Source organism: Xanthomonas sp. BRIP62415 (assembly GCF_003993515.1).
GTDB lineage: Bacteria > Pseudomonadota > Gammaproteobacteria > Xanthomonadales > Xanthomonadaceae > Xanthomonas > Xanthomonas euroxanthea.
In genome coordinates, this window is the sequence record NZ_QEZH01000031.1 from 93,534 (window position 1) to 107,110 (window position 13,577).

At 65.1% G+C, this 13,577-nt stretch carries 6 protein-coding genes and 1 riboswitch; of the genes, 5 read left to right on the forward strand and 1 reads right to left on the reverse strand.

The genetic code is table 11. The annotated features are described in order from the left end of the window. Positions 1–22 precede the first annotated feature (22 nt). Positions 23–1,861, forward strand: coding sequence for a methyl-accepting chemotaxis protein (locus EO141_RS16650; RefSeq protein WP_164739256.1), 1,839 nt, complete (start codon positions 23–25; stop codon positions 1,859–1,861). A 9-nt stretch (positions 1,862–1,870) separates the two neighbouring features. On the opposite strand, the gene EO141_RS16655 is transcribed toward EO141_RS16650, so the two are convergent. Then, positions 1,871–3,844, reverse strand: coding sequence for a prolyl oligopeptidase family serine peptidase (locus EO141_RS16655; protein ID WP_127169724.1), 1,974 nt, complete (start codon positions 3,842–3,844; stop codon positions 1,871–1,873). Positions 3,845–4,493: 649 nt separating this feature from the next. Continuing rightward, positions 4,494–4,591, forward strand: a riboswitch (TPP riboswitch). A 115-nt stretch (positions 4,592–4,706) separates the two neighbouring features. On the opposite strand from EO141_RS16655, the gene thiC reads away from it, so the two are divergent. From thiC to EO141_RS16675, 4 genes are all read left to right on the forward strand, one after another. Next, positions 4,707–6,584 carry a phosphomethylpyrimidine synthase ThiC gene (gene thiC / locus EO141_RS16660; RefSeq protein WP_102585234.1) on the forward strand — a complete coding sequence of 626 codons (1,878 nt, stop codon included), beginning with the start codon at positions 4,707–4,709 and terminating at the stop codon, positions 6,582–6,584. Between the two features lie 423 nt (positions 6,585–7,007). Beyond that, entirely contained in the window at positions 7,008–9,341 is a 2,334-nt protein-coding gene (locus tag EO141_RS16665; RefSeq protein ID WP_127169779.1) for a winged helix-turn-helix domain-containing protein, read from the forward strand. Positions 9,342–9,451: 110 nt separating this feature from the next. Beyond that, positions 9,452–10,345, forward strand: coding sequence for a helix-turn-helix transcriptional regulator (locus EO141_RS16670; RefSeq protein WP_127169725.1), 894 nt, complete (start codon positions 9,452–9,454; stop codon positions 10,343–10,345). A gap of 48 nt (positions 10,346–10,393) precedes the next feature. Next, positions 10,394–13,282 (forward strand): TonB-dependent receptor, encoded by a 2,889-nt coding sequence (locus tag EO141_RS16675; RefSeq protein ID WP_164739257.1) that lies wholly within the window; start codon positions 10,394–10,396, stop codon positions 13,280–13,282. The last annotated feature ends 295 nt before the right edge of the window (positions 13,283–13,577 follow it).

Here is a 13,577-nt window from a genome sequence, read left to right on the forward strand (position 1 = left end):
TGGTGATGGATTAGGAACGCCCATGAGCTCGATGCAACAGCCCGGTCCGCCGTCGCAAACGCAGGCGGCGCTGCTCCCCGATGCACCTGTCGCGCTGCTGCGGCTATCGGCCGAGGCCTGCGTGGTGGCCTGCAACCGCGCAGGCCTGGACGTCCTGGGCAAGACCGCCAGCGAGCTGCAGGGCGCGCCGGTGTCGGTGGTGTGGGGATTGAGTGCAGCCGATCTGGCCGGCGAAGACGGCGTATGGGCCGCCCCCGGCGACGACCCGGCCCGGCGCGTGCGCTATGTGCGCGACCGCGAGCACGGGGGCTGGATGCTGTCGTTGCCGCATGTGGAAACCGCGATCCTGCTGCGCGAAGCCACCCGTCTGGCCGAAGACAGCCGGCCGGTGCCGATCTCGCCGCTGCTGCAGCCATTGGTGGCGCGCCTGCAGGCCGAGCATGAAGACCGCACCGTACTCGAGCGCACCGCCCAGGCACTGGCCGGCTGCGAGCTGGAGCTGTTGCTGCCGCCCGGTCTGTCTGAGACCGACATGGGGCGCCGGCTGCAGGCCGGCTTCGGCAATCTGGCCGAAGCGATCCGTCAGGCAGTGGCGTTGTCGGTGCAGATCGCTGCCGAAGTGCCGCCGCTGGTGGCCGAAAACGACGAGATGGTACGTCAGTCGCAGGCGCAGACCGACGCGCTGGATGGCGCGCGCACGGCGGTGGAGCGCCTTGCTGCGAGCCTGCAGGACGTCAACGCCGATCTGGCGCAGGTGATTGCGTTGGCCGCCAGCGCCGACGAAAGCGCACGTCAGGGCGTCGCTGCCGCACATGCGCTGGGCCAGGCCATGCACGAGGTGGAACGTCGTGCGGCGCGTGCCGGCGAGGTCATCGAAGTCATCGACTCGGTGGCGTTCCAGACCAATATCCTGTCGATCAACGCCAGCATCGAAGCGGCGCACGCCGGCGATGCCGGGCGCGGCTTTGCGGTGGTCGCCACCGAGATCCGCCGCCTGGCCGAACGGGCCGCAGCGGCAGCGCGCGACGTGCGCGCGATCCTGGCCGAAACCAGCGCCGCGGTGGGCGAGGGCGCGGCCTCGGCGCGCGGCACCGAAGCGGTGCTCGATGGCATCACCCGCGTGCTCGGCCAGGCCAGCAGCGCGATGACCACGGTGGCCGGGCGGATCCAGGCGCAGGACGGCGAGATTCGCGGCATCGAACGTGCCGTCGATGGCGTGGTGGCGCTAGGTCGCAGCAACCTGCAGCATGCCGCGCACGTGGCCGAACGCAGCGAGGCGCTGGAGCGCGGCACCGAGACGCTGCGCGACTGCGTGGGCCTGTTCCGTCTGCCGGCCGATCCGCTGGCAGTTCCCCGCCACGCGCGCGTCAAGGAACTCGCCGTGGCCGCCGCCGCTCGCATCGGCACCGCCCTGGCGCAGGCCATCGCACGCGGCCAGATCGACGAAGCGGCGCTGTTCGCACGCACCTACACGCCGATTGCCGGCGTGGAGCCCGCCAAGTTCAGCACCGACTTCGATGCGCTTTGCGACGCGGTGTTGCCTGCCTTGCAGGAGCCGCTGCTGGATGCGCATCCCTGGATCGTGTTCGCGATCTGCGCCAATCCCGATGGTTATGTGCCCACGCACAACCTGCGCTTCACCCAGCCGCTGACCGGCGATCCCAAACGCGATCTGATCGGCAACCGCACCAAGCGCAAGTTCACCGACCGTGTCGGCCGCAGCGTGGGCGCGCACACCGACCCGTACCGCCTGCAGGTCTACCGCCGCGACACCGGCCAGATCATGTTCGACCTGTCGGTGCCGATCTACGTCGGCCGCAGGCACTGGGGCGGTTTGCGGGTGGGCTATACGCTGGACTAGCGCGCCGCGTCACTGCGGCGCGGCGGATACGGCACTGGACGTCGCCGTCGCAGTGTCGCCACCCAACTGCTCGGCAAGAAAACGTTCCAGGGTGCGATAGAACGTGATCTGGTTGGCCTCCTTGTAGAAACCGTGTCCCTCCTTGGGAACGGACATCCATTGCGGCGCGTTGCCGCTGCGCGTCAATGCCGCGCGCAGGCTCTTGGCCTGTGCGAAGGGAGCTCGCTCGTCCTCTTCGCCGTGCACGAGCAGCACCGGTACCTTGATGCGATCAGCCAGCATCACCGGGGAGTGCGCCGCCAGTTCAGCCGTATCACGGCCAATGGCGCGCTCCAGATAATTCAGCCCGTAGTCGCTGCGATTGATGTCGCCCTTGCTGTACATCATCTGCAGGTCGTAGATGCCGGCCACGCCCACCGCGCAGCGGAACAACTCCGGCGCCTTGACCTGCACCATCATGGCGGCATACGCGCCGAAGCTGGCGCCATAGCTGCAGATGCGCGTCTGATCCGCGAGTCCCTGGCCCACTGCCCAGCGAACGCCGTCGACCAGATCGTCCTGGATACGCTCGCCCCATTGGCGATACCCGGCGCGCTCGAACCGGTTGCCACGCCCCAGGCCGCCGCGGTAATTGACCTGCAGCACCAGATAGCCGCGGCTGGCCAGGAACTGGGCGTCGGTATCGAAGGCCCAGCCATCGCCATCTGCATGCGGGCCACCGTGCGGCAGCAGGATCATCGGCAGCCGTTCACCGCGTGCGGCGGTGCCGGGGACGGTGAGCACGCCGTCCAGGATCAACCCGTCGCTGGCCTGAAACGTCACCATGCGCCGCTCGTTCATCTGCGCCGCCGGCAATGCACTGCGTGCCTTGATGACAAGTTTCAGCGTGTTGCTCGGCCGGTCGAAGATGTACCAGGCACCTGCATCGCGGTCGCTATAGGCCCGTAGCAGCAGGCTGCTGCCGTCCTCGGTGAAATTGACGAAGTCCACGTACTGGCCGGCCAGGGTCTGGCTCAGGCTCCGGTGCAGTTGCGCTTCGGCAGTGTCCTGCTCGAAATAGCGCAGCGTCGGTCGCCCTGGTCCAAGTCGTGCAGCAAATGGCGTCTGCGGCGCCGGACCCCACTGCAGATCGTCCACGCTGTAGAACGGGTCCGACGCGAGCACGCTGCGCTGCTGGCCGTCGGGATCGCTGGCCACCAGGACTGCAGGGCCACCGGCCTCGCTATACCAGCCGTAGACGCGGCCCGGCTGTCGTGCAAATGCGATCGGTCGCCAGTTGGCCTGGACCTGGGACATCGGCGACCAGCCATTGCCCGATCGGCGGAACAGCAACGGGTTATCGTTGTCGTCGGTGCCGTACGCGTATTGCGCCACACCATCGTGGTCGAGCACGAAGCGCAGATCGGGGACGTCGACGTCTGCCATCAGGCGATGGGTAGTGGTGCTGGCGTCGACGTCATAGAGCATCGAGTGGCGCGAGTCCAGCGACAGGCGTCGCATGTAGAAGTGCCCGTTGCGGCGACTCGGCAGGCCCTCGATATAGCCGAACCCGCGCTCCAGCCCCGCGTTGCGGGTGCTTTGCAGGTAGCCGTACACATAGCGCTGATTGCTGCCATCCAGATCGGTGGCGATGATCTCGCCCATCGGCATGGGCTCTTCCAGCGAGCCGAGTTTGCGCCCCTTGCCGATCACCAGCCGGCGGTCGCTGACCCAGGCAATGCGCACCGGCAATTCATAGCGCGGCAGGCGCAGCATCGTGGTGGACTGCATGCCGGCAATGCGGTAGACCACCAGCGCGTAGTTGCCATCGCCCAGGTCCGCGCTGACCGCCAGATGCTTCCCATCGGGCGACATCGCCGGCGAGGAGATCGGGCCGGATTCGACGAAGGCCTCTACAGGCGGCGGGGACGCGGCCTGCGCAGTCCCTGAAAAAACCCCCATCAGCAGCATCGCTGCCCAGCCAAACCGGTGCATCCCTTGCATCTGCGTCATCCATTCCCCTGTTTCACAGAAAGATAACGAACCGGCGATAGCTGTGGCAAGTGGATAAAAAAAAGCCGCCGAAGATCGGCGGCAGGGAGAGAGAGCAGTTTCTTGTTGTGGTGACTGCAGGCTAGCGGTGTGATGTGCCGTGGAAATGTCCGTGCATGGCACCACCGCGCTGCTGCGTGCCAGGCGGCCGGTGACGTGGCAGTCCTGGCACGTGGACAACGACTTCCCAAAAGTGGTCGTTGTGACAACCGGCGTGTCCAGGCAGCGGACCGGCGGGTCATGGGTGCGATCAGAAGCGCTGGGCGTCTACGTGTGGCTGCAGCATCCCGGGATGGCCCAGGCCGAATCGAACGCGTTGGCAGACGCGCTGTTCGCGAATGCGCGTTGTGTTGCAGTGCGAGGCGTGCAGTGCGAGGGCGCTCTTGTAGCGCCGCAGCGACGCTGCGCGTGTGCTGCCGACCTGCGCTGCCATACACGGACAACGGTCGCTGCCGAAGGTGACAACGCAGCGTTGGTCATCGCCAGGCGAGCGCGGCCGCTGCACGCAGCGGCCTGCACCGAGCGTGCATCTCATCGTCGAGCGCGGTGCCGACAGCTGGCGACATTTTTTAGCCGCGCAGGGTGCGATGTGGTTTAATCGCCGCCGAAGTGGGGGTACCGCAGTGCGCTGCGGTTGAGATAGTCCCTTCGAACCTGATCCGGCTGATACCGGCGTAGGGAAGCTTCGTTAGATGCGATGGTCCGTGCCGTGCACGGGCGCATCGCCATTGAGCGCCGCCGCTTCGTCCGCCTGCGACTCCTTCGCAGAGCCAGCGCCGTGGGTGCTGGTTTTCCAGCACACAGGACGAACGCCATGAATGCCGCGCCTACCGTTTTGCAGCAACAAGCCCAGTCGCTGTCCGAGGCTGTGACCCAGCCGATTCCAGGGTCCCGCAAGATCTTCGTGCAGGGCTCGCGCGCCGATCTGCAGGTGCCGATGCGCGAGATCGCATTGACCCGCACCCCCACCTTGTTCGGCGGTGAGGACAATGCGCCGCTCAGTGTCTATGACACCTCCGGGCCATATACCGACCCGCACGCGGCGATCGATCTTGCCGCCGGTCTGGCGCCGCTGCGCGCGCGCTGGATTGCCGAGCGCGACGATACCGTGGCGCTGGACGGCCTGAGTTCCAGCTTCGGCCGCGGCCGCGAGCACGATGCGCGCCTGGATGCCGTGCGTTTTCCTGCGCGGCGCCTGCCGCGCGTGGCACGCGACGGTGCCAATGTCACCCAGATGCATTACGCGCGGCGCGGCATCATCACCCCGGAAATGGAGTTCGTGGCGATTCGCGAAAACCAGCGCCTGGAAGCGGTGACCGACGCGATCCTGTGCAAGCAGCATCCGGGCGAGGCCTTCGGCGCTGCGATCCAGCACCGCATCACGCCGGAATTCGTCCGCGAGGAAATCGCCCGCGGCCGCGCGATCCTGCCCAACAACATCAATCACCCGGAAAGCGAGCCGATGATCATCGGTCGCAATTTCCTGACCAAGATCAACGCCAACATCGGCAACAGCGCGGTGTCGTCCGGGATTGCAGAAGAGGTCGAAAAGCTGGTGTGGTCGATCCGCTGGGGCGGCGACACGGTGATGGACCTGTCCACCGGCAAGCACATCCACGAGACCCGCGAATGGATCATCCGCAACTCGCCGGTGCCGATCGGCACGGTGCCGATCTATCAGGCGCTGGAAAAGGTCGACGGGCGCGCAGAAGAGCTGACCTGGGAGATCTTCCGCGACACCTTGATCGAACAGGCCGAGCAGGGCGTGGACTACTTCACCATCCATGCCGGTGTGCTGCTGCGCTATGTGCCGCTGACTGCCAAACGGGTTACCGGCATCGTCTCGCGCGGCGGGTCGATCCTGGCCAAGTGGTGCCTGGCCCACCACAAGGAAAACTTTCTCTACACGCACTTCGAAGACATCTGCCAGATCATGAAGGCCTATGACGTGGCGTTTTCGCTGGGCGATGGCTTACGCCCGGGCTGCATTGCCGATGCCAACGACGCAGCGCAGTTCGGCGAGCTGGAAACGCTGGGCGAGCTGACCAGGATCGCCTGGAAGCACGATGTGCAGACCATGATCGAAGGCCCGGGGCATGTGCCGATGCAGTTGATCAAGGAAAACATGGACAAGCAGCTGCGCGAATGCGGCGAGGCGCCGTTCTACACGCTGGGGCCGCTGACCACCGATATCGCGCCCGGCTACGACCACATCACCAGCGCGATCGGTGCGGCGATGATCGGCTGGTTCGGCACCGCGATGCTTTGCTATGTCACGCCCAAGGAGCACCTGGGCCTGCCCAACCGGCAGGACGTACGCGACGGCATCATGGCCTACAAGATCGCCGCGCATGCCGCGGACCTGGCCAAGGGTCATCCCGGTGCGCAGGTGCGCGACAACGCCTTGAGCAAGGCGCGTTTCGAATTCCGTTGGGATGACCAGTTCCATCTCGGGCTGGATCCGGAAAAGGCCAAGGAGTTCCACGACGAAACCCTGCCCAAGGACGCGCACAAGCTGGCGCACTTCTGCTCGATGTGCGGGCCGCATTTCTGCTCGATGAAGATTACCCAGGACGTGCGCGATTACGCGGCCGAGCACGGTATGGGCGAAGCGCATGCCTTGTCGGCGGGAATGGAGGAAAAGTCGGCGCAGTTCCTGGCGCAGGGTGCGCAGGTGTATCGCGCCACCTGACACGCGCCAGCAATGTTGCGTTGCAGCGGGCCGATAGTTCGCTTAAGAAAAATTCAGCTTCGGCTTAGGCAGATCGCAGCGTGGTGCGCAAGTGCCGCGCTGCGACTGCATTGCAAGCGGTTACAGCCGGCAAGCATTTCAGCGCATTTTTCTGAATCGCAGATAAAAAAATCGCGCCAGAGGCGCGAAGGGGACATCGTAATTATTTGAATTCGTCGGCGAGAGAGAGAGAGCCTGACGTCGCCACCTGTAGTAGGGAAGCAACGGGGCATAGAGTAAAATTTGCACCAAATGGATGCATGACACAGTTGGTTGTGGTCCTTTGCTGAATTTGGCGCTTCGCGCGAAGTGCGTGATGCGTTCTTTGTAGTCCTTGCATGCCGGTGCGTGTTCTTGCCGATGAGTGTTCCTCACACTAATGCGATGCCATCGGGCCGGTTGCGTGTCGGCCAGTGCGTGGTCGATGTTGCCTCGCGCGAAGTGCATGCGCCCGGCGCCAGGCGCGCCGCGCGTCTGGCGCCGAAATCCCTGGCGGTGTTGCTGACGCTGGCGCGGCAGCCGGGCCAGGTGGTGACCCGCGAGCAGTTGTTGGCCGAGGTCTGGCCCGACACCTTGCCGACCAACGACGTGGTGACCCAGGCGGTCACGCAATTGCGCAAGGCGTTGGCCAGCAATGGCAGCCAGCGCTTCGAGCATATCGAGACCATCGCCAAGACCGGCTATCGCCTGCTGGCGCCGGTGGCGTGGGAGCAACGCTCGGACAGCTCCGCCGATACCGCCGCGGGCCCATCGGTGGCAACGGTATCGAGCACAGTACTTGAGGATCGCGATCCCACGGCCGGCATCGCGGCCGCTGCCGCCCTGGAGCGTGACGCGGCAACTCGGCAGCCGCTGCCGTTGGTTCGGTCCGCACCGGCGGCCGCGCAGCGGCGCCGCTGGATGGCACTGGCGGTGGCCGGCGTGACCTTGCTGGTGGTGCTGGGGCTGGCGGCACGGACGCTGTGGATGCGTGCGCCAGCCAGCGATACCGCCGCGGCCTCGGCAGTGCTGGGCAGCCCCAAGCGCCCGTATCAGATCATCACTGCAGGCGGCGGTTTCGATCTCACGCCCAGCCTGTCGCCGGACGGGGCGATGGTGGCCTACGCCTCGCTGACCAGCGATCGCGCAGGCACCTCGATCCTGGTCAAGACCACCAACAACGCCTATCCGCGCGTGCTCGATACGCCGACGGCCGGCATCTCCGATCGGCTGCCGGCCTGGTCGCCGGACGGGCGCGAGATCGCCTTCTCGCGGCAGGCGCCCGATGGCGGCTGCCGCGTCATGATTGCCGCCGCCAGCGGCCCGGCTGCCGCGCGCGAGGTGGCGCGCTGCGACGGCGCGGACATGCTGAGTTTCAGCTGGTCGCCAGACGGCCGTGCGTTGCTGTTCGGCAGCATGACCGGCGCGCACGGGGCGCCGCACATGCGGCGGCTGGATCTGGAAACCGGTCAATGGCAGCCGCTGAGCTACAGCGCGCAGCCGAGCGACTTCGACTACACGCCGCGCTATTCGCCGGACGGCCACTGGATCGTGTTTCTGCGCAATCCGCAGCTTGGCGACCTGTGGCGCATTCCGGCAAGCGGCGGAACCGCCGAACGGCTGACCCATGACAACGCGGATGTCCGCGGCTGGAGCTGGTTGCCCGACGGCAGCGGCCTGATCTTCGGGCGTCGTGTGGACAGCGAGGCGCGGCTCTACCGGCTCGATCTGGTCGACCGCAGCCTGCATGACCTTGGTGTGGACGATGCGCAGGCGCCGGATGTGGCGCATGGCCATCTGGTGTTCGTGCAGCGTAAACCGCAATTTGGCGTGTATCAGGTCATTCACGACCCCATGAATGGCGGCTACATCCGCCGCCGGCTGTTTCCCTCCAGCGGGCGCGACGACCAGCCGATGATCGCGCCGGACGGGCACCAGCTGATCTTTGCCTCCAACCGCTCCGGTGCGTACGGCCTGTGGTGGGGCGATGTCGGCAAACCTGGCTCGGTGCGCCTGATCGAAGGCCTGCGGCCGGATGCGCGGCAGGCCGCCGACTGGTCGGCCGACTCGCAACGCGTACTGGTCAGCGGCAGCGATGCGCAAGGGCATGCGGCCTTGTTCGAAGTGACCCCAGGCACGGGCAGGGTGCTGCGGCTGCCGGTGCCGCAGGCGCGACCGTTGCAGGCGATCCATCTTCCCGATCCCGACCGGTTGCTGGTCGTGGCCGCAGCGGATGACGGGCGCACCTTTGCCACGCTCTACGACAGACGCAGCTCTCCCTGGCGCGCGCTGGCGTCGCTGCAGGACGTCTCGCAGTTGCGGCTGGATCGCGTCGGTGGCCAGGTATTGCTGACGCGCCTGACCGGCGGCGGGTTATGGCAGGTCGCCCCGTCGCTGGCGGCCGACACCTTGCAGCAAGTCGATCCGCAGCAGCCATCGCGCTGGCGTTATCGCAGCTGGGCGCCCGGTGCGCGAGGCCAGTTGCATTACCTGTCGTCCACCGACACCTGTGCCACCCACGACAGCGACCTGCGCGCCGGCGCCGGGCGGTGCCTGGATGCGGCCAAGTACACCACCATCAACGGCTTCAGCGTGGATCAGCGCAGCGGCGCGCTGTATGTGGCATTGGCGGAAGAAGATGGCAGTTCGATCGCCTTCATGCCGTTGCCGGAACGCATGGCAACGCCCCTGGGTGTGGTATCCAACCTGTTGATCGTGCTGAGAAAAATCGCCTCGTAAGTTCTTCGGAAAGACTTCGTCGCAATTTCGGCAGACCTTCGTCGGAACTTCCTGACTCACGCCAGATTCGGCAAAACACTACGCCCTCTTTTGTACAGGGGGCTGCCACCATGCAACAGGTCATCACCGCAGATCGCGGGCTCGCACTCTCACTGGACGGCACCAGCGAGCCGACGTCGACGACCTGTCTGGCCGTCTCGCGCCTGGGCAGTATCCGCACTGCCGCCGCCACCTTCACGCTGTGGGTGCAGTTGCGCGGCCGCGCCTGGGTGGAGTCCAAGGAAGGGCGTTTCCGTCTGCGCGCCGGCGACTGGATCGCCTTCGACAAGGAATCGCATCCCACCGTACAGGCCGACCGCAGTGCGCTCTGTGTCGGCGTCAGCCTCGATGGCGACAGCCTGCAATCCCTGGCCGAACTGACCGACGCCACGTTGTATCCGGGGCGCAGCCAGCTGTCGCGTGGCGATCTGCGGATTGCACTGCGCTTGTGGCGCAACGCGGCCGTACAGAGCGGCAGTGCGTCGGCACGCCCCCTGTTGCTGCATCTGGCCGCGATGCAGCGCGACTTCATCGCGCAGGAGCAGCGCTGCCCGGGCCGTTCGCGCAGCCGTCGCCGTCAGGTGTTCGGTCGCATGCAACGCGCCCGGCTGTATCTGGAAGGCAACAGTGACCGCGTGGTGCGCATCGCCGAGCTGGCGCAGCTGACCAACTTCTCCAGCTGGTATGTGTCCAAGACGTTCCAGAGCCTGTACGAGGAAAGCCCGCAGGCCCTGTCGGCACGTCTGCGCCTGGAGCGCGCCTCCGATCTGCTGCGCGATACCTCGATGATGATCGGTGAGGTTGCGGCCGCAAGCGGCTTCGACAATTGCTGCAGCTTCGCGCGTGCGTTTCGCGCGCGTTTTGGAGTCTCCGCATCGCATTACCGGGACCAAACGACAAATCCGCCAGATTCGGCAAAGCCACGGAACGTGACGCGCAAAGCGACGATGTTCACGCAATCGTAATTTGCACAGGGGCGCTTAACGCGCCACTAACGAACCCTGGAGAGATTGATGAACCTTCGCACCTCCGCAGTGCGGCTGGGCCTGTTGCCCGCCGGTATTGCGATCGCGTTGACGCCGGCTTTTGCCGCCAATGCACAAGAGCAGTCCGCCCCGTCGACCACGACGCTGGACCGCATCGAAATCACCGGCTCGCGCATCCGCTCGGTCGACGTCGAAACCGCACAGCCGGTGTTCACCGTCTCTCAGCAGGACATCCAGAAGTCGGGCCTGGTCAGCGTTGGTGACATCCTGCAGAACCTGTCGATTGCCGGTACGCAGTCCTACAGCAAGGCTGCCGTGCTGACGTCCGATTCGGAGCAGGGCGGACAGTACGTCAATCTGTACAACCTGAATGAAAACCGCACCCTGGTATTGGTGAACGGCAAGCGTTGGACCAGCAGCCTGAACGGCCTGACCGACATGTCCACCATTCCCAGCTCGCTGATCGAGCGCATCGAAGTCCTCAAGGACGGCGCCTCGGCGATCTACGGCTCCGACGCCGTGGCCGGTGTGGTCAACATCATCCTGCGCCAGAACTACGACGGTGCCGAAGCGTCGGCCTACTTCGGCCAGAACGGCCGTGGCGACGGTTCCAAGGAGCAGTACTCCTTCACCGCCGGCACCACCACCGACCGCTCTTCGCTGGTGTTCGGTGCCAACTACACCAACGAAGATCCGGTGTGGGCCAAGGATCGCGCGCTGACCCGTTACTCGGCCGGCCCGAACCATATCGAAGACAGCCTGAGCGCGACCGGTCCGTGGGGCCGCTTCACCGCCAATGGCGACACCTACATCCTCAACCACACCGGTTCGTTCGACGGCCGTGGCGTGGGCGCCGATTCGCGCAACATCGCCAACTACCACAACGACATCACCACCGACGACTACTACAACTCCGTCGACCAGATGATGTTGCAGCAGTCCAGCCGCAACAAGTCGATCTTCACCACCGGCAGCTACAACATCACCGACAGCATCACCTTCAAGTCGACGGCGATGTACTCCGAGCGCGACTCGAACCGTCAGATTGCCGGCTACCCGCTGCAGGCTTCTTCGCAGCCGCAGTTCCCGGTGGCGATCAGCGGTGCCAGCTACTACAACCCGATCGGCCAGGACATCAACAGCTGGTTCCGTCGCACGGTTGAACTGCCGCGCACCACCGAAAGCAACGTCAAGACCCTGCACTTCGATGCGGCGCTGGAAGGCGTGTTCGACGTTGGCAGCCACGGCTGGAACTGGGACGTGGGCTTCAACTACAACAAGTACGATGTGACGCAGGTTTCGCGCGGCAACATCAACCTGCTGGCGCTGCAGAAGGCACTGGGCCCGTCGTTCCTCAATGCGCAGGGTCAGGTGCAGTGCGGTACCGCAGCGGCCCCGATCGCGCTGGGTACCAGCAATGCGCTGGGCCAGTGCACCCCGTTCAACATCCTGGGCGGCCCGTCGGCCTCCACGCCCAACGCGCTGCAGTACATCAATGCGCTGGGTCAGTCCACGCAGCAGAGCCTGAGCAAGCAGTGGACCGCCAACGTCACCGGCGGCCTGTTCGACCTGCCGGCTGGTGAACTGGGCTTCGCCGCAGGCGTCGAACACCGCGAAATCAGCGGTTACGACTATCCGGATCAGCTGTCCAGCGCCGGTTACACCACCGACCTGGCTGCACAGGCAACCGAAGGTCGCTACCAGACCAACGAAGCCTACCTGGAGCTGTTGATCCCGGTGTTGAAGGATCTGCCGGGCGCCAAGGAACTGTCGTTCGACGTGGCCGCGCGTTACAGCAACTACAGCCGCTTCGGCAACACCACCAACAGCAAGTTCAGCTTCACCTGGAAGCCGATCGACGACCTGCTGGTGCGTGGTACCTACGGCACCGGTTTCCGTGCGCCGACGCTGTCGGACACCTTCGGCGGCGGTTCGCAGACGTTCGATACCTTCACCGATCCGTGCGATGCGACCTTCGGCTCGCTGGGCAATGCAGGCGTGGCAGCACGCTGCGCCGGGGAAGGCCTGCCGGCAGGTTTCCGTCAGACCGATACCGCGGGCAACCCGGTGACGCGTCGCGACGTGCAGGGCAACGCGCCGTTCAACTCGGGCGTGGGTAACGACGAGCTCGAGCCGGAATACAGCATCACCCGCACCGTGGGCATGGTGTACAGCCCGCATTGGGTGCAGGGCCTGGACTTCTCGCTGGACTGGTACCGCATTTCGATCTCCAACATCATTACGTCGCTGACGGCCAATGATGTGTTGAACAACTGCTACCTCAACAGCCTGGCCAGCTACTGTGCCGACTACGGCCGCGATGCGGTCACCGGCCAGGTCACCACGCTGAGCCGCGGCAACGTCAACCTGGGTCGTCTGGAAACCGAAGGCTACAACTTCGGCGTGCGTTACCGCATGCCCGAAACCGCCTACGGCAAGTTCGCCGTCAACCTGGACACCAACTACCTGGCGACCTACAAGTCGCAGGCCGAAGCGGGCGCCGAATGGGCCAACTCGGCTGGCTACTGGAACTTCCCGCGCGTGCGTGCCACCTTGGGTCTGGATTGGTCGCTGGGTGCATTGTCGGCCAACTGGAACCTGCGCTACTACGGCGGTTTCCGTGATTACTGCTGGGATGCAGCCGCAGGTATCGAGTGCAACAACCCGAACTACCAGACGCCCAATCCGGGCTGGGCCGGTGGCACCGGTTCCAACAAGAAGGGCTCGATCTCCTACCAGGACGTTTCGGTTACCTGGCAGGCTCCGTGGGATGGCAGCGTGACCGTTGGTGCCCGCAACATCTGGAACAAGCAGCCACCGATCACCTACTCGATCACCAACAGCAGCACCGCTGCGATCGATCCGATGCTCGACTACGACCGCTTCCTGTTTGTGCAGTACAACCAGCGCTTCTGATCATCGAAGTGTCGTAAAGAAAAAACGGGCCGAAAGGCCCGTTTTTTTTTGTTTCCGGAGATCGAGTAAGGAACAAGGCCTGGCAAACATTATTGCTGCCATGTGCATTGTGTCCCTGCTTGCCTGATCAGCTGCTGCGCGCGCTGGGATGACAAGCGTGCTTGATGGTTTGCTGCACGTCGCCGCGCGCGTCATGTTGCGATATCTGTGCAGATCGCAAGCGCCGCGATGCATGCGCAGACAAGTCGCATTGCGCCATGTCTGCGTGGGCGTTTCGCAAACAGCCAAAGAAAAA